The sequence below is a fragment of the Mycobacterium palustre genome (assembly GCF_002101785.1).
Lineage (GTDB): Bacteria > Actinomycetota > Actinomycetes > Mycobacteriales > Mycobacteriaceae > Mycobacterium > Mycobacterium palustre.
The window spans coordinates 19,728-40,670 of the sequence record NZ_LQPJ01000110.1 but is presented as its reverse complement, the minus strand read 5'-3'; the positions used below and the strand labels follow the sequence as shown (position 1 = coordinate 40,670).

Here is a 20,943-nt window from a genome sequence, read left to right as displayed (position 1 = left end):
CCCGCCATGCACCGGCCCACGGACCTGCCGCGCTGGGTTTACCTCCCGGCCGCGGTGGGGGCCGCCTTCGTGGCGCTGCCGCTGGTGGCCATCGCCGTCAAGGTTGACTGGTTGCACTTCTGGTCGTTGATCACCAGCGCGTCGTCGCGGACGGCGTTGTCGCTGAGCCTGAAGACCGCCGCCGCCAGCACCGCGCTGTGCGTGCTGCTGGGCGTGCCGATGGCGCTGGTGCTGGCCCGCAGCAGGGCCCGCGCGGTGCGGGTGCTGCGACCGCTCATCCTGCTGCCGTTGGTGCTGCCGCCGGTGGTGGGGGGCATCGCGCTGCTCTACGCGTTCGGGCGGCTCGGGCTGATCGGCCGGTATCTTCAGGCCGCCGGCATCAGCATCGCCTTCAGCACGACGGCCGTCGTGCTGGCCCAGACCTTCGTGTCGCTGCCGTTTTTGGTGATCTCCCTCGAGGGCGCCGCGCGCACCGCGGGCGCCGACTACGAAGTGGTGGCGGCGACGCTGGGGGCCCGACCGAGCGCGGTGTGGTGGCGGGTCACGCTGCCGCTGCTGTTGCCGGGCATGGCGTCGGGCGCCGTGCTGGCCTTCGCGCGGTCCCTCGGGGAGTTCGGCGCCACCCTGACGTTCGCGGGCTCCCGGCAGGGGGTCACCCGGACCCTGCCGCTGGAGATCTATTTGCAGCGGGTCAGCGACGCCGACGCGGCGGTCGCCCTGTCGATCCTGCTGGTCGCGGTGGCGGCGGTCGTCGTGTTCGGTCTGGGCGCGCGGCGGCTCAGCGGAACCGGCGCCGGGTAGCCGGCCGTGAGCGAGTTGCAGCTGCGCGCCGTGGTCGCCGCGCGCCGTCTGGATGTGGAGTTCTCGGTGCGTCCCGGCGAGGTGCTGGCGCTGCTCGGGCCCAACGGCGCCGGCAAGTCGACGGCCCTGCACGTCATCGCGGGGCTGGTGCGCCCCGACGACGGCCTGGTGCGGCTGGGGGACCGGGTGCTGACCGACACCGCGGCCGGGGTGCACGTGCCCACGCACGATCGCCGCGTCGGGTTGCTGCTGCAGGACCCGTTGCTGTTCCCGCACCTCAGCGTCGCCGCCAACGTCGCGTTCGGTCAGCACAGCCGCGGGCCGATGCGGCGACGGCGCCGCGACCGGTCCGCGGTGCTGCGCTGGCTGCGCGACGTGGACGCCGAGCGCCTCGCCGACCGAAAGCCGCGGCAGCTGTCCGGTGGCCAGGCCCAGCGGGTGGCGATCGCGCGGGCGTTGGCCGCCGAACCCGACGTGCTGCTGCTCGACGAGCCGCTGACCGGGCTCGACGTCGCCGCGGCCGCGGGCGTTCGCGGAGTGCTGCGCGACGCGGTCGCCCGCACCGGCTGCGCGGTCATCCTGGTCACCCACGACCTGCTGGACGTGTTCACCCTGGCCGATCGGGTGCTGGTGCTCGAGGCGGGCCGCATCTCCGAGATCGGCGCGGTGACCGACGTGCTGGCCGCGCCCCGCAGCCGTTTCGGGGCCCGCATCGCGGGCGTCAACCTCGTCGCCGGGGTCGTGGGCGGGGACGGTTCGCTGCACGCCGGCTCCGGCGCTCACTGGCAGGTGGCGCCCGCCGAGGAGCCGGGGGAGCGGCTCACGGACGGGCAGCACGCGGTCGCGGTGTTTCCACCCAAGGCGGTCGCGGTGTATCGGGAACGGCCGCACGGCAGCCCGCGCAACGCGGTCGAGGTGACGGTGGCTGAGCTGGATGTGCGCGGGTCGGCGGTCATCGTGCGGGGCCACGAGCAACCCGACGGCGCGCCCGGGCTGGCCGCGGAGGTCACCGTCGACGCCGCCACGGAACTGCGGCTGGCGCCCGGGGAGCGGGTGTGGTTCTCGGTCAAGGCCCACGAGGTCGCCCTATATCCGGCGCGCCATCCCGGCAGCCGGTGACCTGCTCCGACGCCGGCCGGTTGCACATCGGCAACAGTAGAAAAACCTGAGCGCATCGTCAGCACGGCGCCCTTGCGTCACAGCGGTAACACGGTAGGTTCGTCGCCATGGAGCAGGTGGATCCGAACTCGACGCGCCGCAAAGGCCTGTGGGCGTCGCTGGCGCTCGCCACGGTGGCCAGCGCCAGCGCCCTTACCATCGCGCTGCCGGCGACGGCGGGCGCCGATCCCGAGACCCCTACGCCGGTCCCGCCGACCACGACGGCGGCGCCGCCACCTGCTACGACCACGGCCCCGCCGCCTCCCGGCGCACCCGGTTCGCCGCAACCGCAACAACCGGCCGACCCCAACGCGGCGCCGCCGCCACCGGCGGACCCCAACGCGCCGCCGCCGGCCGTCGACCCCAACGCCGGGCGGATCGGCAATGCCGCGGGCGGATTCAGCTTCGTCCTGCCCGCCGGCTGGGTGGAGTCCGACGCGACGCACCTCGACTACGGTTCGGAGCTGCTCAGCAAGACCACCGGCCAGCCGCCCGCGCCCGGTCAGGCGCCGCCGGTGGCCAACGACACCCGGGTCGTGATGGGCCGGCTGGACCAGAAGCTCTACGCCAGCGCCGAGGCCACCAACGCCAAGGCCGCCGTCCGGCTGGGCTCGGACATGGGTGAGTTCTTCATGCCCTATCCCGGCACCCGGATCAACCAGGACACCACGCCCCTGACCGGTGCCAACGGCATCACCGGCAGCGCGTCGTACTACGAGGTGAAGTTCAGCGACCCGGCCAAGCCCAACGGCCAGATTTGGACGGGCGTGGTCGGCTCGCCCTCCGACGGAAACGGGCCCCCGCAGCGCTGGTTCGTGGTGTGGCTGGGCACGTCGAACGACCCCGTGGACAAGGGCGCGGCCAAGGCGCTCGCCGAGTCGATCCAGCCGTGGTCGCCACCGGCGAATCCGGCGCCGGCTCCCGGTGCCCCGGCCCCCGCCCCGGGCGCGCCGGCCCCGGCGGCACCGGCGCCGGGCCAAGCACCGGCCCAGGCTCCGGCTGGCGAGGTCACGCCGACCCCCGCATCGCCGCCGCAGCGCACCCAACCGGCCTGAGCCGGCTGAGCCGTTGCGGCCGTGTACGCCAGCGGCAAGATGGACGCATGACCCCCTCAGCGACCCGAGACACGATGCGCGCCTGGCGCGTGCGCCGGCCGGGGCCGATGGGCACCGGCCCGCTCGAGCAGGTGACCGCCGAGGTGCCGCGACCCGGGCCGACGGAGCTGCTGGTCGCCGTCCGCGCGTGCGGGGTGTGCCGCACCGACTTGCACGTCACCGAGGGCGACCTGCCCGTGCACCGCGAGCGGGTGACCCCCGGCCACGAGGTGGTCGGTGAGGTCGTCGAGCTCGGCGCCCGGGCTGGCGGCCAGTTCAAGGTGGGGGATCGGGTTGGCATCGCCTGGCTGCGCCACACCTGCGGCGTGTGCAGGTACTGCCGTCGCGGCAGCGAGAACCTGTGCCCGAAGTCCCGCTACACCGGCTGGGACGCCGACGGCGGCTACGCCGAATTCGCAACGGTCCCTGCCGATTTCGCGCACCACCTGCCGAGCGGCTACAGCGACAGCGAGCTGGCGCCGCTGTTGTGCGCCGGGATCATTGGATACCGCTCGCTGCTGCGCGCCGACCTGCCGCCGGGCGGGCGGCTGGGCCTGTACGGCTTCGGCGGCAGCGCCCACATCACCGCGCAGGTCGCGCTGGCGCAGGGCGCCGAGGTGCACGTGATGACCCGCGGCGCCGAGGCCCGCGAGCTGGCGCTCAAGCTCGGGGCCGCGTCGGCGCAGGGCGCGGCCGACCCGCCGCCGGTGCCGCTGGACGCCGCGATCCTGTTCGCGCCGGTCGGGGACCTGGTGCTGCCGGCTCTGGAGGCGCTGGACCGCGGCGGCACCCTGGCGATCGCGGGCATCCACCTTTCGGACATCCCGCCGCTGAACTACCAGCGCCACTTGTTCCAAGAGCGCCAGCTGCGGTCGGTCACGTCCAACACCCGCGCCGACGCGCGGGCCTTCCTCGACTTCGCGGGGACGCATCGCATCGAGGTGACGACTCCGGAATATCCGCTGGCGCAGGCCGATCGGGCGCTGAGCGATCTGGCCGCCGGCCGCATCGCGGGGGCGGCGGTGCTGCTCGTCTAGGCCCGCGACGATGTCGGCCGCGGGTGCGGCCGGCTGCAAAGTGGGGCAATCGGCCTCAGGTCGACAGGTGCCACACCAGCGCCGCGGCCAGGGCGCCCATCCCGTTCAGCGACCAGTGCAGCGCGATCGGGGCGATCAGGCTGCCGCTGCGCCTGCGCAGCCAGCTGAAGACGAACCCGGCCGCCCCGGTGGCCAGCACGGCCAGCGTCACCCCGGCCGCCATCCCGGCGAACCCGCCGCCGAGCACCCGGGTGAAGCCGACGTTGCTGCTGGTGAGCCCCAGCGACGTGGCGACGTGCCACAGCCCGAACAGCAGCGATCCCCCGAGCGCGACGCCGCGAAAGCCCCAGGCCCGATTCAGCGCGCCGTGCAGCACGCCCCGGAAGGCCAGCTCCTCGGGGATGACCGTCTGCAGCGGGATGATGACCATCGACGCGATCAGGGCGCCGGAGATCGTGGCGTAGCGGTTGTTCAAGAACATCGGCCGGGTCACCGGCAGCAGCACACCCGCCGCGATCACCGCCGCCACCACCGCGACGGCGGCCAGCGCGTATCCCATCCCCGACTTCCAGTGTTCGCGGCCCAATCCCAAGTCGGCCCACTCGAGGCCGCGGGAGCGCATCAGCAGCACCAGGCCGACGGCGGCCGCCGGGACGGTCGCCACGCTCGCCCACGGCGTGGTGAAGTGGGCGATCACGTTGGTCAGCACCAGCACCGCGACGACGACCGCGATGTCGAGGTGGAGATGGAACCGATGCGGCGCCGGGCGGGCGTCGGCAACCGTCGCGTCGGGCATTGGGCTAGCTTACCCGCGAAGGCCGTTCGTCCAGCTCAGCCGACTCAGGGACGCTGCGCGACGGCATGCTGGCGGGCGCGGAAAGCCTGAACCTTGGCGCGGTTTCCGCAGGTGCGCATCCCACACCAATGCCGGTTCTGGGCCCGCGACGCGTCGACGTAAAGGCGCGTGCACCCGGGACGGGAGCATTCCTTGACCTTCTCGATGTCCGGTCCGGCGTACAGGTCGAGCAGGTCGGCGGCCAGCCCCGCGAGAAGCTGCGCGGCGGTTCCGCCGCGGCTGACGGCTCCGTCCGGGTGCAATATCGGCGTCAGCTGGGGTTGGGACGCGTGCGCGTTCAGCAGGTCGACGTCGGCGGCTCCGGGACGGCCGCCCCGGAGCCGCGCGAGAACCACCCGGTAGATCGCCTCGCGCAGCGCAATTGCCGCCGTCAGTTCGGCGTCAGTGACCTCGAGCGCCGTATCGACCAGACCGGCCCCCATCGCCCAGTCGGACAACCGCCGCGGATCGGTCAGCATCTCCTCCCTTGCCGAGGCGCGGTATTTCAACGTGCCCACGAAGTCCAAACACCGCCGCCCGCCGACGTAGAGGAACTGCATGTAACCACCTTGACAGGTTTCATCGGTCCTTGGCAAGATGTAACCATCCAAGATGGTTACGCAGCGGGCGTCGGCGGACAGGAGGAACCAATGGCTACGACGGTGTGGACGTTGCTCGGTATTCTCGTCATCGCTCCCGCGGGCGCTCTCGCCTTCGACCGGCCCCTGCACGGCAATTGGCTCTGGCACATCGACGCCCAGAACCCGGCGGACTACGGCGACGCTTCCGCCGCCAACGGCACACCGCAGGCGCGGTAGCTAAAAGGGGGCGACCCGCGCTCTGCTCCCAGGTCGAATGGGTCGCCTCGCTCGCCTCACTCACTACGTTCGTGCCGCTCGCTCCGCTCCCAGGTCTAATGGGTCGCCTCGCTCGCGCCACTCACTACGTTCGTGCCGCTCGCTCTGCTCCCAGGTCGAATGGGTCGCCTCGCTCGCGCCACTCACTACGTTCGTGCCGCTCGCTCTGCTCCCAGGTCTAATGGGTCGCCTCGCTCGCCTCACTCACTACGTTCGTGCCGCTCGCTCGGCTCCCAGGTCCACCCGGAGATCGCCGGGTCGTCCTCGCCGTGCTCACGGGTGTAGGCCCGCGCGGCGAGCCGGGCGTCGGCCATGCGCTGACGCAGCAGCGCGGCCTGGCTGGCCAGGCCGTCGACCCGGTCGATCACGTCCATGACGAGGTGGAAGCGGTCGAGGTCGTTGAGCATCACCATGTCGAACGGCGTGGTCGTGGTGCCGCGCTCCTTGAAGCCCCGCACGTGGATGTGCGCGTGGTTGGCGCGACGATAGGTCAGGCGGTGGATCAGCCACGGGTAGCCGTGGTAGGCGAAAATGACCGGCCGGTCGCGGGTGAACAGCGCGTCAAACTCCCTGTCCGGCAAGCCATGTGGATGCTCGGAGTCGGGCTGCAGGCGCATCAGGTCGACGACGTTGATTACCCGCACCGCCAGCCCGGGCAGTTCGCGGCGCAAGATGTCGGCGGCGGCCACGGTTTCCTGCGTCGGGATGTCGCCGGCACAGGCCAGCACCACATCGGGCTCGGCGACCGCGGATCCGGCCGTGCTCGCGAATTCCCAGATCCCCAGCCCGCGGGTGCAGTGGGCGACCGCCTGGTCCATGTCCAGATAGGACAGCGCCGGCTGCTTGCCGGCCACGATGACGTTGATGTAGTCGCGGCTGCGCAGGCAGTGGTCGGCCACCGACAGCAGCGTGTTGGCGTCCGGCGGCAGGTACACCCGCGTCAGCTCGGCACGCTTGTTGGCGACCAGGTCGATGAACCCGGGATCCTGATGCGACGCGCCGTTGTGGTCCTGGCGCCACACGTGCGAGGTCAGCAGGTAGTTCAGCGACGCGATCGGCCGCCGCCACGGCAAGTCGCGGCTGGTGGCAAGCCATTTCGCGTGCTGGTTGAGCATCGAGTCGACGATGTGGACGAACGCCTCGTAGCAGTTGAACAGCCCGTGGCGGCCGGTCAGCAGGTAGCCCTCCAGCCAGCCCTGGCACAGGTGCTCGGAGAGCACCTCCATGACACGGCCGTCGGGCGCCAGGTTCTCGTCGTCGGGCCCGATCGCCGACATCCACGCCTTCGACGTCGCGCCGTACACCGCGTCGAGCCGGTTGGAGGCGGTCTCGTCGGGACCCATCAGGCGGAACCGGTCGGGGTTGCGGGCGATCACGTCGCGCAGGTAGGTGCCCAGGACCCGGGTCGCCTCGTGCATTTCGGCGGCCGGCCGTTCCACCGGCACGGCGTAGTCGCGGAAGTCCGGCAGGTCCAGGTCGTGCAGCAGCAGGCCACCGTTGGCGTGCGGGTTGGCGCTCATCCGCCGGTCGCCGCGCGGCGCCAGCGCGCGCAGCTCGGGCCGCAGCGCGCCACCGGCGTCGAACAGCTCCTCGGGGCGGTAGCTGCGCAACCATTCCTCCAGCTGGGCGCGGTGGGCGGGGTTGACGCGGGTCTCGCTCAGCGGCACCTGATGCGCGCGCCAGGTGCCCTCGACCTTCTTGCCGTCGACCTCCTCAGGCCCGGTCCAGCCCTTCGGGGTACGCAGCACGATCATCGGCCAGACGGGGCGCTCGACCGCCGCGCCGCCGCGCGCCGCGCGCTGGATGGCACCGATCTCGTCGAAGGCGTCGTCGAGCGCGGCGGCCAGCTGCCGGTGCACGTCGGCCGGGTCGTCGCCGGCGACCGTGATGGGACGGTAACCGTAGCCGCGCAGCAGCGACTCCAGTTCGGGGTGCGGGATGCGGGACAGCACCGTCGGGTTGGCGATCTTGTAGCCGTTGAGGTGCAAAATCGGCAACACCGCGCCGTCGCTGACCGGGTTGAGGAACTTGTTGGAATGCCAGCTGGCGGCCAGCGGCCCCGTCTCGGCCTCGCCGTCGCCGACCACGCAGGCCACCACCAGATCCGGGTTGTCGAAGGCCGCGCCGTAGGCGTGCACCAGCGCGTAGCCCAGCTCGCCGCCCTCGTGGATCGAGCCGGGCGTCTGCGCCGCGACGTGGCTGGGGATGCCGCCGGGAAAAGAGAACTGGCGGAACAACTTTCGCAGCCCCTCGGCGTCCTCCTCGATGCCGGTGTACACCTCGCTGTAGGTGCCCTCGAGGTAGGCGTTCGCCACGAGCCCGGGACCGCCGTGACCCGGCCCGGTGACGTAGATGACGTTGGCGTCGCGGGCGCGGATGACCCGGTTCAGGTGCGCGTAGATCAGGTTGAGGCCCGGCGTCGTGCCCCAGTGCCCCAACAGCCGGGGCTTGATGTGGTCGGCCGACAGCGGTTCGTTCAGTAGCGGGTTGTCCAGCAGGTAGATCTGACCGACCGACAGGTAGTTGGCGGCGCGCCAGTACTTGTCGATCAGGGCCAGTTCGTCGTCGGAGACGTCGGCGCGGGTGGTTGGGCTTTCTACGGTCACCCCGCCGATTGTGCGCGCCGCGGACGAACGACGCTCGCGATCGCCGGGGCCCGATGGCGGCGACCCGCTGCACCCGGCTCCGCCGCGCTCGCGATCGCCGGCTAGTCTTCGCCGCGGGCGCGCGCCTCGTAGGCGCGGCGCTTCTCGACGTCGACGTCGTCGGTGAAGACGTGTTCGCCTCCCAGCAGGCGGTTCAGGCCCTCGGCCAGCCGGCGCGGCCAGAATTTTTGGGACACCACCATTGCGCCCGCCGCCTTCGTTATCCGCACCCGCGGCTTCGGCCTGACAATCAGGCCGACGATCGCGTCGGCGATCTCCGCCGGCTCGGCGTTGCGGAAGCCCTTCATCCCCGGCGTCCCGGCAACGAGCTCGGTGTTGACGAAGGTGGGCAACACCGCGGAGAACTTCACACCGCTCGAGTGGTACTCGAGCCGCGCCGCGTCGGTGAATGCCAGCACCGCGTGCTTGCTGGCGCAGTAGGTGGCGAGCCCGACGATGTAGAGCTCCCCGGCCAGCGAGGCGACGTTAATGACGTGGCCGGATTTGCGCGGCACCATGCGCTGCGCCGCCAGCTTGCTGCCCAGGATCACGCCGTAGACGTTGATGTCCAGGATGCGGCGGGTGACCGCATCGGGCTCGTCGACGATCCGGCCGACGGGCATGATGCCGGCGTTGTTGACCAGCACGTCGATCGGCCCGAGCTGGCGCTCGACCTCATCGAGGAACTCCGAGAACGAATGCGCGTCGGTGACGTCGAGCTTGCCGTAGACGTCGAGGCCGAGCGCGGCCCCCGACTCCTTGACCCGCACCTCGTCGACGTCGCCGATCGCGACCTTGGCGCCCAGGTTGTGCAGCGCGGTCGCGGTGGCCAGCCCGATTCCCCGGGCGCCGCCGGTGATCACCACCACCTTGTCGCGCACCTTCAGCCCGATCGATGCCGCGTTGGCCATGGTGGTCGCCCTTCCCCGAAAGTTGACGGGTGTCAATCGCCGATCCGGTAAGCACAGCACTCCGACGGCGTCCCGCGCAAATGTCGGCCTCGAGGCCGATACTGCACCGATGATCGAGGTGCGCCCGGCCGCCCCCGAGGACACGCGCGACGTGGCCCGCGTGCACGCGCGGTCCTGGCGGTCGGCCTACCGGGGGCTCCTGCCCGACGGCTACCTCGACGGCCTTGACCCCGAGGTCCTGGCCCGCCGCTACACATTCGGCCGGATGGGTATTCGGGTGCCGTCGACGGTGCTGGCGGTCGACGGGCCGGCGGTCTGCGGCCTGGTGACCACGGGCCTGAGCCGCGACGAGGGCCTACCGAACTTCGGTGAGCTGATGGCGCTCTACGTCGACCCCGCGTACCTGGGGACGGGCGTGGGGCGCCTGCTCATCACCGCCGCGCGGGAGCGGCTGCGCGGACTCGGCGTGGCCGGCGCGCTGCTGTGGGTGCTGGACGGGAATGCGCGCGCCCGGCGGTTTTACGAGCGCGACGGTTGGTGGCGCGACGGGGCTTGGCGCACAGAGACGTTCGACGGTCAGCCGGTGCGCCAGCTGCGCTATCGGCGCGACCCGGTCTAGCCCGACGCCGCGGCGAGCCACACCAGGCTGGCCGCCCCGAACGCCGCGCAGTAGATCGCGAACGGCGTGAGCGTCCGCGTCTGGAAGTAGCGCGTCAGGAACCGCACCGCCAGGTAGGCGCAGACGAAGGACGCGACGCTGCCGGCCAGCACCTGGCCGCCGATGCCGCTGGCCAGCGGCCCGAACAGCTCCGGGATCTTGTAGACCCCGGCGGCCAGGATGATCGGCGTCGCCAGCAGGAACGAGAAGCGGGCGGCGTCCTCGTGGGAGAGCCCGCGCCACAGGCCGGCCACCATGGCGATGCCCGAGCGGCTGATGCCGGGCAGCAGGGCCAGTATCTGCGAGGCGCCGATCAGCACGCCGCGGCCCAACGGCAGCTGGGACAGCCGATTGTCGATGGCCGCACCGGCGTGGTCGTCGTGCTCGACGTCACCTTCCGGCGACACCCGGCGCCGCAGCACCTCGCCCGCGTACAGGGCGACGCCGTTGAGCAGCAAAAACGCCGCGGCCGGCGCCGGCTTGCCCAGCGTGGTGCGGAACAGGTGTTCCAGGGCCACCCCGGCCAGGCCGACCGGGATGGTGGCCAGCGCGATCAGCCACGCCAGCCGCTCGTCGGGCGTCTCGATGCGGCGGTGCCGCAACGACGAGACGAAGCCGGCCACGATGCGCAGCCAGTCCCGCCAGAAGAACACCAGCAGGGCGGCGGCGGTCGCGACATGCAGGCCGACGATGAACGCCAGGTAGGGCGACTCGGGGGCGGAGACGTTGAGGTCGCGGGCCCATTGCCCGCCGATCAGCGCCGGCACCAGCACCGCGTGCCCGAGGCTGGAAACCGGGAACAGCTCGGTGACGCCCTGGAACGCGCCGACGACCACCGCCTCGACGTAGCTCAGGTGCGCGCTCATGCGTGTGGGTCCTCCCGTGGATGGTTTCGCGGCCTGCGACGATAGCCGACGCGGCCGCCGCCCACCTGTCCGGCCATGGCCGCGGTCACCAATCGGCTTGCGCCGCTGGGCTTCTGGGCCTCCGACGCGCCCGGGCTGACCGGCCGGGTACCGTGGGCGGGTGGCCGACGGGTTGCTGCATGGCGTGCGCGTGCTGGACCTCGCCTGCGGCAGCGCCGACGCGGTGGCCCGGCTGTTTGCCGACCTGGGCGCCGACGTCCTGAAGATCGAATTCCCGGGTGGCAGCCTCGGACGCGACGAGTTGCCGACGGTGGCCGGGGCCGGCATCCCGTTCGCGGTGCACAACGCCAACAAGCGTTGCGCGGTGCTGGACCCGCTCCAGGACGGCGACTGCGAACGGTTTTTCGAGCTGGCAGCCGGGGCCGACATCGTCGTGGACAGCGGCCACATGGGCCCCGCCGGGCACGCCGGCGCGTTCGGGATATCCGACGCCGAACTGGCGGCCCGCTACCCGCACCTGGTGGTGCTGGCGGTCAGCGACTTCGGTGCGACCGGCCCGCGGTCGTCGTGGCGTGCCAGCGACGCCGTGCTCTACGCGATGTGCGGCTCGCTGTCGCGATCCGGGCCCACCAATGGCACGCCGGTGTTGCCGCCGCAGGGCATCGCGTCGGCCACCGCCGCCGTCCAGGCGGCCTGGGCGGCACTCGTCGCCTACTACAACCGATTACGTTGCGGCACAGGCGAATACATCGACTTCTCCCGTTACGAGGCCGTCGTGATGGCGCTCGACCCCGCATTCGGGGCGCACGGCCAGGCCGCCGCCGGCGTCCGCCGCGCCGGCGGGTGGCGGGGCCGCCCGAAAAACCAGGACGCCTACCCGATCTACCCCTGCCGGGACGGCTACGTCCGGCTGTGCGTGATGGCGCCGCGGCAATGGCGCGGCCTGCGGCGCTGGCTCGGGGAGCCCGAGGACTTCCAGGACCCGAAGTATGACGTGATCGGCGCGCGGTTCGCGGCGTGGCCGCAGATCAGCGTGCTGATCGAGGCGTTGTTCGCCGACCAGACCATGAAGGACCTGGTGGCCGCCGGGCAGGCGCACGGGGTGCCGATCGCCGCGGTGCTGACGCCGGCACAGATCCTGGGGTCCGAACACTTCCAGGCGGTGGGCGCGGTCACCGAGGCCGAGCTCGTCCCGGGGCTGCGCACCACAGTGCCCACCGGCTACTTCGTCGTCGACGGCCAGCGCGCGGGGTTTCGGACGCCGGCGCCGGCCGCCCCGGGCCAGGACGAACCGTTCTGGAGCGCGAACCCCACGGTGGTGCCGGCGCCGTCGGGCAAGGTCGGCGACTACCCGTTCACCGGGCTGCGGATCCTCGATCTGGGCGTCATCGTCGCCGGCGGCGAGCTCAGCCGGCTGTTCGGCGACCTGGGCGCCGAGGTCATCAAGGTCGAAAGCGCCGACTACCCCGACGGCCTGCGGCAGGCCCGCCCCGGCGACGCCATGAGCGAATCGTTCGCCTGGACCCACCGCAACCAGCTCGGGCTCGGCCTAAACCTGCGCAGCCCGCGCGGCAAGGAGATCTTCGGCCGGCTGGTGACTCAGGCCGACGCGGTGTTCGCCAACTTCAAGCCCGGAACCCTGACCGCGCTTGGGTTTTCCTACGACACGCTGCGTTCGATCAACCCGCGCATCGTGCTCGCCGGCAGCAGCGCTTTCGGCAACACCGGCCCGTGGAGCACCCGGATGGGCTACGGCCCGCTGGTCCGCGCGGCCACCGGCGTCACCCGGCTGTGGACGTCCGACGATCCCGGCGACCAGGCCGACACCGGGCGGCACGCGTTCTACGACGCGACCACGATCTTTCCCGACCACGTCGTCGGGCGGGTCACCGCCATCGCGGCGCTGGCCGCGCTGATCCGCCGCGACCGGACCGGGGCCGGCGCCCACGTCCACGTGTCGCAGGCCGAGGTCGTCGTCAACCAGCTCGACGCCGTCTACGTCACCCAGGCCGCGCTGGCCGCGGGCATCGCCCGGGTCCGCGAGGACACCGGCGTGCACGCGGTCTGCCCATGCGCGGGCGACGACGAATGGTGCGTCGTCACGATCGGCTCCGATGACGAATGGCGCAGCGCCGCAACGCTTCTGGACCGTCCGGAATGGGTGGAGGACCCGCGCTTCGCGACCGGCGAGGCGCGCCGCGCCCACCGGCGCGAGTTGGTGGAGCTGTTGTCGGCCTGGACGCGCACCCGCACCCCGGGGCGGGTGGCCGAGCTGTTGCAGTCGGCCGGGGTTCCGGCCGGGCCGATGAACCGCCCTCCGGACCTCCTCGAAGACGCCCAGCTGCTCGAGCGAAACCTGTTCGCCGACATGGTGCATCCGCTGATCGAGCGTCCGCTGCCGGCCGAGACGGGCCCGGCGCCGTTTCGGCACATTCCGCCGGCCCCGCGCCGCCCGGCGCCGCTGCCCGGCCAGGACACCCGCGAGATCTGCCGAACCCTGCTGAACATGAGCGCGGGGGAAACCGAGCGGCTGATCGCCGACCGCGTCCTGTTTGCCCCGCCTGCCAACGCCTGAGCGACGCGCCGTCCGATAGGTTCGTTCCCATGACCGTCGACCCCGCGACACCGGTGCTGATCGGCTACGGCCAGGTCAACCACCGCGACGAGATCGACCCCGCCACGCCGTCGGTCGAGCCGGTCGACCTGATGGCCGCCGCGGCCCGCGAAGCCGCCGATGCCCGGGTGATCGAGGCGATCGATTCCATCCGCGTCGTGAACATCCTGTCGGCCCAGTACCGCGACCCCGGGCTGCTGCTGGGCCAGCGGATCGGCGCATCGGGGTTCACGACCCGCTACAGCCCCGTCGGCGGCAACGTGCCCCAGTCGCTGGTCAACCGGGCCTGCCTGGACATCCAGGCGGGACGCGCCGGCGTGGTGCTGATCGCCGGCGCCGAGACCTGGCGCACCAGGAGGGGCCTGAAGGCCCAGGGCGGCAAGCTCGAATGGACCGCGCAGGACGCGTCCGTGCCGATGGCCGCGATGGAGGGCGACGACGTTCCGATGGCCGGTGAGGCCGAGCTGCGGATCGGGCTGAACCGCCCGGCGTACGTCTACCCGCTGTTCGAGCAGGCGCTGCGCATCGCCAACGGCGAAGCGGCCGACGAGCACCTCGAGCGCGTCGGTGAGCTGTGGGCCCGCTTCAACGCCGTCGCGGTCGAAAACCCGCACGCGTGGATCCGCACGCCGGTGACCGCCGAGGAGATCCGGCACCCCGGCCCGCGGAACCGGATGATCAGCTGGCCCTACACCAAGCTGATGAACTCCAACAACATGGTCGACCAGGGCGCCGCGCTGGTCCTGACCTCGGTGGAGCGGGCGCGGCGGCTGGGCGTTCCGGAGGAGCGGTGGGTGTATCCGCACGCGGGCACCGACGCGCACGACACCCCGGCCGTCGCCGAGCGCGACGAGCTGCACCGCTCGGCGGCCATCCGGATCGCCGGCGCGCGGGCGCTGCAACTGGCCGGCCTGGGCATCGACGACGTCGACTACGTCGACCTGTACTCCTGCTTTCCCTCCGCGGTGCAGGTGGCGGCCGCCGAACTGGGCTTGAGCGTCGACGATCCGGCCCGCCCGCTCACCGTCACCGGCGGCCTGACGTTCGCCGGCGGGCCGTGGAGCAACTACGTGACGCATTCCATCGCCACCATGGCCGCCCTGCTGGCCGCCAACCCCGGGCGGCGCGCCCTGGTCACCGCCAACGGCGGCTACCTGACCAAGCACAGCTTCGGCGTGTACGGCACCGAACCGCCGACCGAGTTCCGCTGGGAGGACGTGCAGGCGGCGGTGGTTCGCGAGCCGACGCGCGACGGCCTGGTCGAGTGGGAGGGCGTCGGCACGGTCGAGGCGTGGACGACGCCGTTCGACCGCGAGGGGCGGCCGGAGAAAGCGTTCCTGTCCGTGCGCACCCCCGACGGCTCGCGCGCGCTGGCCGTCATCGGCGATCCGGCCGCGGCGGAGGCGACGGTGGCCGAAGACATCGGCGGCGCCAAGGTGGCCGTCGCCGCCGACGGCAGCGCCGCGCTGCGATAACGCGCCACGCGCACCGCCTTGGCCCGCGGCGCCAGTTGCGCGGCAATAGTCGCGAATCGGCTAGCGACTTGCCTATTGTCGACTTTGAGGTTGGGGAGGTGAAGCCCAGGTGCGGATCCTGGTGACCGACGCCACCGGCGCAGTCGGGCGGCTGGTCGCACGCCAGTTGATCGCGGCGGGGCACACCGTCAGCGGCATCGCCGAGCGCCCGCACCCCTGCCTTGACTCGGCCGTGGAGTTCGTCCGCGCTTCGCTGAGCGACCCCGTCCTGCAAGAGCTGGCCGACGAGGCCGACGCAGTGGTGCACCTGGCCCCGCCCGACACCCGGGCGCCGGGCGGCGCGGACCTCGACGCGATCGCGCATGTCACCGACGCGAGCAGCCGCGCCGGTGCGCGGCTGGTGTTCGTGTCCCAGGCCGCGGGCCGGCCGGAGGTCTATCAGCCGGCCGAAGAGCTGGTGGCGGCGGGCTGGGCGCCGAGCCTGGTCGTCCGGGCCGCCCCGCCGGTCGGCCGCCAGCTCGACTGGACGGTGTGCCGCACGGTGGCCACGCTGCTGCGCGCCAGGGTCTCCGCGCAGCCGATCCGCGTGCTGCACCTCGACGACCTGGTGCGCTTTGTGGCGTTGGCGCTGAACAGCGACCGCACCGGCGTCGTCGACCTCGCCACCCCCGACACCACCAACGTCATCACCGCGTGGCGGCTGCTGCGGGGCGTCGACCCGCGCTCCCGGCTGCACGGCGTGCGGGCCTGGTCACGGCTGGTCCCCGACATGGATATCACAGCGGCCCAAGAGGTTTGGGGCTTCGAGTTCGGTTGGCAGGCCCTGGAAGCGGTCGCCGATACCGCGCGCGGCCTGGTCGGGCGCCGGCTGGACCCCGCCGGCGCGACCAGCCACGGGGGCCAGCTGGCGATCCCCGTGGAGGTTGTCCCGCGCCGACGCCCCTCGGAGGCATTGCACAGCGCGGCCCCCGAGGGAATGGAGGGCGAGTTCGACGACCGGATCGACCCGCGGTTCCCGGTCTTCAGCGCGGCCCGCCTGGCCGAGGCGCTGCCCGGCCCGCTGACCCCGATCACGCTGGACGTCCAGATCAGCGGGCTGCGCGCGGCCAGCCGGGTGATGGGTCAGGCGCTCGCCCTGGGCGACGTGGTGGACGACGAGTGGGGGAACAGGGCCATCGCCGTCTTCGGCCACCGCGCCTACGTGGGGGTGTCGGCCAACGTCGTCGCCGCCACCCAGCTGCCCGGCTGGGACCAGGAAGCCGTCACCCGCCACGCCCTAATCGACCAGCCGCACGTCGGCGACGTCCTGCCGTTCGGCGAGCCCGAGCGGGCCGAAGGGGTGCTCGGCTCCATCGCCAAGGCGGTCGTCGCGGCGCGCTCCCTCGCCCTGATGCGCAACCTCAAGGCCAACACGGTCGCCTACGTCGGCGCCGCCGCGGCCGAACACCTGGACGCCGCCCAGCTGGCCGCGCTGCCGGACGCCGGCCTCGAGGTGCGGGCGTGCCTGCTGCGGGATCGGATCCACCAGGGCTGGATCCTGACGGGGCTGTGGTTGATCGACACCGGCGTCACCGCGGCGGCGCTCGAGCACAGCCGTGCCGCCTCCCGGGTGCCTGGGCTGGGCATGATCGTGGAAAGCACCCGTGTCGCCGCGCACACCGCCGAGCTGGCGGCCGTGCTGCGCGGCGATCCGCCCCTGCGGGCGCTGGCGAAGGAAGGCAACGTCGGCAGCGTCCGCGCGTTGTCGCCGAGCACCGCAGCCGTCCTCGACGCCGCGGTCGCCCGCATCGGGCACCGGGGGCCGGGGGAGGCCGAGCTGGCCAGCCAGGTGTTCGCCGACGATCCTTCGATGCTGCTCGTCGCGGCGGCCGAGGCCGCTGACGCTTCGGAGGCCTCGGAGGCTTCGGAAGCCGCTACGGCCGATGCCGTGCCGGCGCCGCCGCCGTCGCTGGCACGGCGGCTGGCCGCCAACGCCCGCGGTTCGCGCGAGCTGGCCCACGACACCACGATGCGTTTCACGCACGAACTGCGGATGACGTTGCGCGAGTTAGGGTCTCGGCGGGTGGCGGCCGACCTCTTCGATGCCGTCGACGACGTGTACTACCTGACCTGCGACGAGCTGGTCAGCATGCCCGCCGACGCCCGGCTGCGGATCAAGCGGCGCCGCGCCGAGCGGGACCGCCTGCAGGCGCAGCGCCCACCCGACGTCATCGACGGGAGGTGGGCGCCGGTGGCCGCCACCGCCGGCGCCGGCGGCTAACCGGCCCGGCCCACCAGGTCGGCCAGCGGCGATCCGGGGTCGGCCAACGCGTCGACGTCGACGGGAACCCTCGAGCGGATCAGGGCCTTGACGTCGTCGAGCACGTCCCAGACGTTGACGTTCATCCCGGCCAGCACCCGGTCCTCGCCGTCCAGCCAAAACGCGACGAATTCGCGGCCTTCGACGTCGCCGCGGAACACCACCCGTTCGAAGCCGGGCGCATGCCCGGCGTACTCCATTCCCAGGTCGTACTGGTCGGTGAAGAAGTAGGGCAGCTCGGCGTATTCGCCCGGCCGGCCGAGCATCCCGGCCACCGCCACCGCGGGCTGCTTGAGCGCGTTGGCCCAGTGCTCGGTGCGGATGCGGGTGTGAAACAGCGGGTGTTCGGCCGCGGCGATGTCCCCGACGGCGTAGACGTCGGGATCGCTGGTGCGCAACGACGCGTCGGTGAGCACCCCGCCGTCGCCCATCGCCAACCCGGCCGCCTCGGCCAGCTCGACGTTCGGTTTGGCGCCGACGGCCACCAGGACCGCGTCCGCGGCGATCGTCGACCCGTCGCGCAGGCGCAGGCCGGTGGCGGCGCCGTTGGTCGTCTCGATCTCGTCGACCTGCGCCTGCAGCCGAAGGTCCACGCCGCGCTCGCGATGCAGGTTGGCGAACACCTCGCCGACCGATTCCCCGAGCGCGAGCGCCAGCGGTTGCTTGGCCGCCTCGACGACGGTCACGTCGACGCCGCGCTGGCGGGCCGCGGCCGCCACCTCCAGGCCGATCCAGCCCGCGCCCACCACCGCCAGCGAAGACCCTTCGGTCAGAACGGAATTCAGTTCGACCGCGTCGTCATAGGTGCGCAGGTAGTGCACCCCCTCGGCACCGGACCCCGGGATCGGAGGGCGGCGCGCGGCCGATCCCGTCGCCAACAGGAGCTTGTCGTAGGTCACGCTGGTGCCGTCGCCGAGGCCGGCGGTGTGTGCGGCCGCGTCCAGGGACGTCACCCGCGTGCCGAGCCGCAAATCGACCCGGTTGTCGCGATACCAGTCCGAGTCGTGCACGGTGAACTCCGCGAGCGACTTCGCGCCGGCCAGATAGTCCTTGGATAGCGGGGGACGCTCGTAGGGCGGGTGCTTCTCGTCGGCGAACAGGACGATTTCCCCGTCAAAGTCGTTGTCGCGCAACGATTCCGCCGCTTTAGCTCCGGCGAGGCCGCCGCCGACGACGGCGAAGGTGGTCGAACTGGCCATGATCGCCACCCTACTCACGGCGGCTCAGCTCAACAGTTTCCGCAGCGTCAGCGCATTGCGCACGGCATGGCCGCCGAGGTCGTTGTTGAAATACATCCACACGTCCCTGCCCTGGCCGTCCCACTGGGCGATCCGGTCCGCCCAGCGCCGCAGCTCGTCGTCGGAATAGCTGCCCGCATAGATCGCGTCCTGGTCGGGACCGTGCATCCGCACGTACACCAGGTCGGTGGTGGCCCGCGGGACGCAAGCCAGGCCGGCGCCGCTCATCACCACGTAGGCGGCCCGGCGGCGTTCCAGCAGCCGGTAGACGACCGGGTCGTTCCACGACGGGTGCCGCAGCTCGACGGCCACCCGGATCCACTCGGGCATGCTGCGCAGGAAGTTGTCCAGCCGGGCGTCGTCGCGCTGCTGCTCGGGGTGGAGCTGCACCAGCAGCACGCCGCGGCGATCGCCCAGCAGCTGCCAGCAGCGCTCGAAGCGTTCGATCCACGGCTCGGGCGAGGCGAGCCGACGGTAGTGGGTCAGCCCCCGGTGCGCCTTGACCGACATCTTGAACCCCTCCGGCAACTGCTCGCGCCACCCGGCGAAGGTCGAATCCTTGGGCCACCGGTAGAAACTCGCGTTGAGCTCGACGGTGTCGAAGACCTCGACGAACCGGGCCAACCGCCGCGCGGACGGCAGCCCCGGCGGGTACAGGACGTCGGCCCAGTGGTCGTAGGACCATCCCGAGGTCCCGATCCGGACGGTCAACGGCGGATCAACCGGCCACCCGCCGGCACACGTCGTCGTCCAGGGAGGCCCGGACGAGCGCGGCCGCCAGCCGCGCAGTCGCCCGCGGGGCAAGCGCCGCCAGCTTCTCCGGCTGGCTGGGCAACCCCAGTCGGTCAGCCCCCGCGATGGCGCGGTCGTCGAAGTAGGGGCGCACCCAGCCCCAGACGTCCTGCACCTCGCGCAGGAAGATGTCGGCGCCGGTGTCGCCAATTCCCTTGAACTTCTTCAGCATTCGCGTGGCGTCGGCGACGTCGGGCCGGCTGCGGTCGGCGAGTCGCCGCAGGTCCCCGGAATAGTCGTCGCGGACCCGTCGGGCCATGTCGGTGAGGCGGGTGGCCGAACTCTCGTCGTAGCGCACGTAGTGGGCGCGCCCGAAGGCGCTGATCATGGTGTGCCGGTCGGACGCCAGCACGGCCGTGGGCGTGCGCAGGCCCGCGCGGAAGACCTCGCGTGCGGCGTCCATCGCGATGGCGGCATCGATCGGCTTGCTGGCGAGCATGCAAAGCACCAACAGTTGAAACAGCGGCATCGGCTTGTCGGCCATCTTGATGCCTGCCTCGGCCGCGTAGGTGGTGCCGGCGACGTCGAGCAGCCGCCGCACGCGCTTGTCCATACCGCACCCCGTACCCGCGGCGCCCCGCGGCTAACCGGGCCGCGATTTGGGCGGCAGCCCGCGCGCGCAGCCAACCCCGCGCGTGACCCAGTCCCGAAGCTGGCGCTTGGTCGCCACGGCGTCGGCGTCGACGCGCAGCCAGCCGCGGGTCTCGCGGCCCGAAATCAGCATGGGGCTGACGTGCCGGCGGCGGGACAGCTTCTCGGTGTCCTCCGGCGGCACCCGCACCAACAGACCGCCTTGGCCGCTGACGGCCACCGACATGTTGCCGTCGATCAAAAACGCCAGACCCCCGAACATGCGTTTTTCCTCGACGCCCCGCTCGGAGCCGAGCAGCTCGCGGATCCGGTTGGCCAAATCTTCGTCGTAGGCCATAAGCCGCGATTCTGCCGCAACGTGGAACAGCCAGCGTGCAACAGCCGCCCCTTTTCAGGGGCGGCTGCCACAGCTTTCGAAAAGCCGGTTTTACCTGGGCGCTCCAACGCCACCATTGACGCCCCCATTGACGCCGCCATTGACGCCGCCGGCGGGCGTGTAGGCCTGGAAGCCGCTGGAGGTGTTGACGCCCCACTGGCCCAGGTCGGGGTTGAACACCACCGGAAGTTGGGTCCCGTCGGGGTCGCCCACCGGGGGAACCCAGGTGGCCGGGAGCCCGTAGCGGCCCGGGTCGTTGTAGTGCCCCGGCGGCGGGAACCCGTTCTGCCCCGGCGGCAGCGGCGAGCCCGGCCCGTTGCAGTTCACGCCCTGTCCGCCGTTACAAATCGGCTGCCCCGGCGCGTAAGGGAGCTGCCCGGGCCCGTCGCGGTCGGGAACGCCCGGCGCGTTCGGCCCCGGGACGTTGGGGCCCGGGACGTTCGGACCCGGCACGTTGGGGCCGTTTGGGTCGGCTTGCGCGAAGCCGGCGCCGATGCCCAGTGCTGCGGATCCCAGCGCGCCGGTCATCGCCGCGGTGGCTGCGAATTTGCTCAACTTCATGTGAACTCCTTGTCGACGGTTGGGCTGCCCCGCAGGCGGCAGAACGGCCATTGACCTTGCTGTTCGGTTGATTCCCAGCCCCGGCCCAGGCCTATGGGTGACCCCCCGACCGCTGTTGGCTACCCGGGCCGGGAC

The 20,943-nt window shown here is 72.1% G+C and carries 19 protein-coding genes; 9 read left to right on the top strand and 10 right to left on the bottom strand.

The window, feature by feature from the left end; translation table 11 throughout:
* Positions 1-6 precede the first annotated feature (6 nt).
* The 4 genes from AWC19_RS16985 to AWC19_RS16970 all read left to right on the top strand — a co-directional run bounded on the left by AWC19_RS16985 (position 7) and on the right by AWC19_RS16970 (position 4,090).
* Positions 7-801 (top strand): ABC transporter permease, encoded by a 795-nt coding sequence (locus AWC19_RS16985; protein WP_085079229.1) that lies wholly within the window; start codon positions 7-9, stop codon positions 799-801.
* 6 nt (positions 802-807) lie between these two features.
* Positions 808-1,920, top strand: a complete 1,113-nt coding sequence (locus AWC19_RS16980) for a sulfate/molybdate ABC transporter ATP-binding protein (RefSeq protein WP_085079228.1) — start codon at positions 808-810, stop codon at positions 1,918-1,920.
* 107 nt (positions 1,921-2,027) lie between these two features.
* Positions 2,028-3,014, top strand: a complete 987-nt coding sequence (locus AWC19_RS16975) for an alanine and proline-rich secreted protein Apa (protein WP_085079227.1) — start codon at positions 2,028-2,030, stop codon at positions 3,012-3,014.
* 47 nt (positions 3,015-3,061) lie between these two features.
* Positions 3,062-4,090 (top strand): zinc-binding alcohol dehydrogenase family protein, encoded by a 1,029-nt coding sequence (locus AWC19_RS16970; protein ID WP_085079226.1) that lies wholly within the window; start codon positions 3,062-3,064, stop codon positions 4,088-4,090.
* 55 nt (positions 4,091-4,145) lie between these two features.
* On the opposite strand, the gene AWC19_RS16965 is transcribed toward AWC19_RS16970, so the two are convergent.
* Positions 4,146-4,886, bottom strand: coding sequence for a CPBP family intramembrane glutamic endopeptidase (locus tag AWC19_RS16965; RefSeq protein WP_085079225.1), 741 nt, complete (start codon positions 4,884-4,886; stop codon positions 4,146-4,148).
* A 44-nt stretch (positions 4,887-4,930) separates the two neighbouring features.
* Entirely contained in the window at positions 4,931-5,485 is a 555-nt protein-coding gene (locus AWC19_RS16960; protein WP_085079224.1) for a CGNR zinc finger domain-containing protein, read from the bottom strand.
* A gap of 90 nt (positions 5,486-5,575) precedes the next feature.
* Between AWC19_RS16960 and AWC19_RS29700 the strand changes: the two genes are divergently transcribed.
* On the top strand, positions 5,576-5,743 hold the full coding sequence (locus AWC19_RS29700) for a hypothetical protein (RefSeq protein ID WP_158090902.1): 168 nt from the start codon (positions 5,576-5,578) through the stop codon (positions 5,741-5,743).
* A 239-nt stretch (positions 5,744-5,982) separates the two neighbouring features.
* On the opposite strand, the gene AWC19_RS16955 is transcribed toward AWC19_RS29700, so the two are convergent.
* Together AWC19_RS16955 and AWC19_RS16950 are read right to left on the bottom strand one after the other, a co-directional pair.
* Complete coding sequence (locus AWC19_RS16955) at positions 5,983-8,388, bottom strand: phosphoketolase family protein (protein WP_085079223.1); 2,406 nt, start codon at positions 8,386-8,388, stop codon at positions 5,983-5,985.
* A 101-nt stretch (positions 8,389-8,489) separates the two neighbouring features.
* Positions 8,490-9,338, bottom strand: coding sequence for an SDR family oxidoreductase (locus AWC19_RS16950; protein ID WP_085079222.1), 849 nt, complete (start codon positions 9,336-9,338; stop codon positions 8,490-8,492).
* 109 nt (positions 9,339-9,447) lie between these two features.
* On the opposite strand from AWC19_RS16950, the gene AWC19_RS16945 reads away from it, so the two are divergent.
* Entirely contained in the window at positions 9,448-9,957 is a 510-nt protein-coding gene (locus AWC19_RS16945) for a GNAT family N-acetyltransferase (RefSeq protein ID WP_085079245.1), read from the top strand.
* Here the strand turns inward: AWC19_RS16945 and AWC19_RS16940 are convergent.
* Positions 9,954-10,862, bottom strand: a complete 909-nt coding sequence (locus AWC19_RS16940; protein ID WP_085079221.1) for an undecaprenyl-diphosphate phosphatase — start codon at positions 10,860-10,862, stop codon at positions 9,954-9,956. The genes AWC19_RS16945 and AWC19_RS16940 overlap by 4 nt on opposite strands.
* 160 nt (positions 10,863-11,022) lie before the next feature.
* Between AWC19_RS16940 and AWC19_RS16935 the strand changes: the two genes are divergently transcribed.
* The 3 genes from AWC19_RS16935 (at position 11,023) to AWC19_RS16925 (ending at position 17,211) form a co-directional block, all read left to right on the top strand.
* Positions 11,023-13,437: a CaiB/BaiF CoA-transferase family protein gene (locus tag AWC19_RS16935; protein WP_085079220.1), complete on the top strand. Its 2,415-nt coding sequence runs from the start codon at positions 11,023-11,025 to the stop codon at positions 13,435-13,437.
* Positions 13,438-13,466: 29 nt separating this feature from the next.
* The gene (locus tag AWC19_RS16930) at positions 13,467-14,951 is read left to right on the top strand and encodes an acetyl-CoA acetyltransferase (protein ID WP_085079219.1); all 1,485 of its coding nucleotides are present in this window, start codon (positions 13,467-13,469) and stop codon (positions 14,949-14,951) included.
* A gap of 109 nt (positions 14,952-15,060) precedes the next feature.
* Positions 15,061-17,211 (top strand): NAD(P)H-binding protein, encoded by a 2,151-nt coding sequence (locus AWC19_RS16925; RefSeq protein ID WP_085079218.1) that lies wholly within the window; start codon positions 15,061-15,063, stop codon positions 17,209-17,211.
* On the opposite strand, the gene AWC19_RS16920 is transcribed toward AWC19_RS16925, so the two are convergent.
* The 5 genes from AWC19_RS16920 to AWC19_RS16900 all read right to left on the bottom strand — a co-directional run bounded on the left by AWC19_RS16920 (position 17,208) and on the right by AWC19_RS16900 (position 20,808).
* Positions 17,208-18,449, bottom strand: a complete 1,242-nt coding sequence (locus tag AWC19_RS16920; RefSeq protein WP_085079244.1) for an NAD(P)/FAD-dependent oxidoreductase — start codon at positions 18,447-18,449, stop codon at positions 17,208-17,210. The genes AWC19_RS16925 and AWC19_RS16920 overlap by 4 nt on opposite strands.
* 24 nt (positions 18,450-18,473) lie before the next feature.
* Complete coding sequence (locus AWC19_RS16915) at positions 18,474-19,199, bottom strand: DUF72 domain-containing protein (protein ID WP_085079217.1); 726 nt, start codon at positions 19,197-19,199, stop codon at positions 18,474-18,476.
* Between the two features lie 7 nt (positions 19,200-19,206).
* Positions 19,207-19,833, bottom strand: coding sequence for an endonuclease (locus tag AWC19_RS16910; RefSeq protein ID WP_085079216.1), 627 nt, complete (start codon positions 19,831-19,833; stop codon positions 19,207-19,209).
* 30 nt (positions 19,834-19,863) lie between these two features.
* Positions 19,864-20,208: a TfoX/Sxy family protein gene (locus AWC19_RS16905; RefSeq protein WP_085079215.1), complete on the bottom strand. Its 345-nt coding sequence runs from the start codon at positions 20,206-20,208 to the stop codon at positions 19,864-19,866.
* A 90-nt stretch (positions 20,209-20,298) separates the two neighbouring features.
* A complete protein-coding gene (locus AWC19_RS16900; RefSeq protein ID WP_245849063.1) occupies positions 20,299-20,808 on the bottom strand; it encodes a hypothetical protein in 510 nt (169 codons plus the stop codon).
* Between the last annotated feature and the right edge of the window lie 135 nt (positions 20,809-20,943).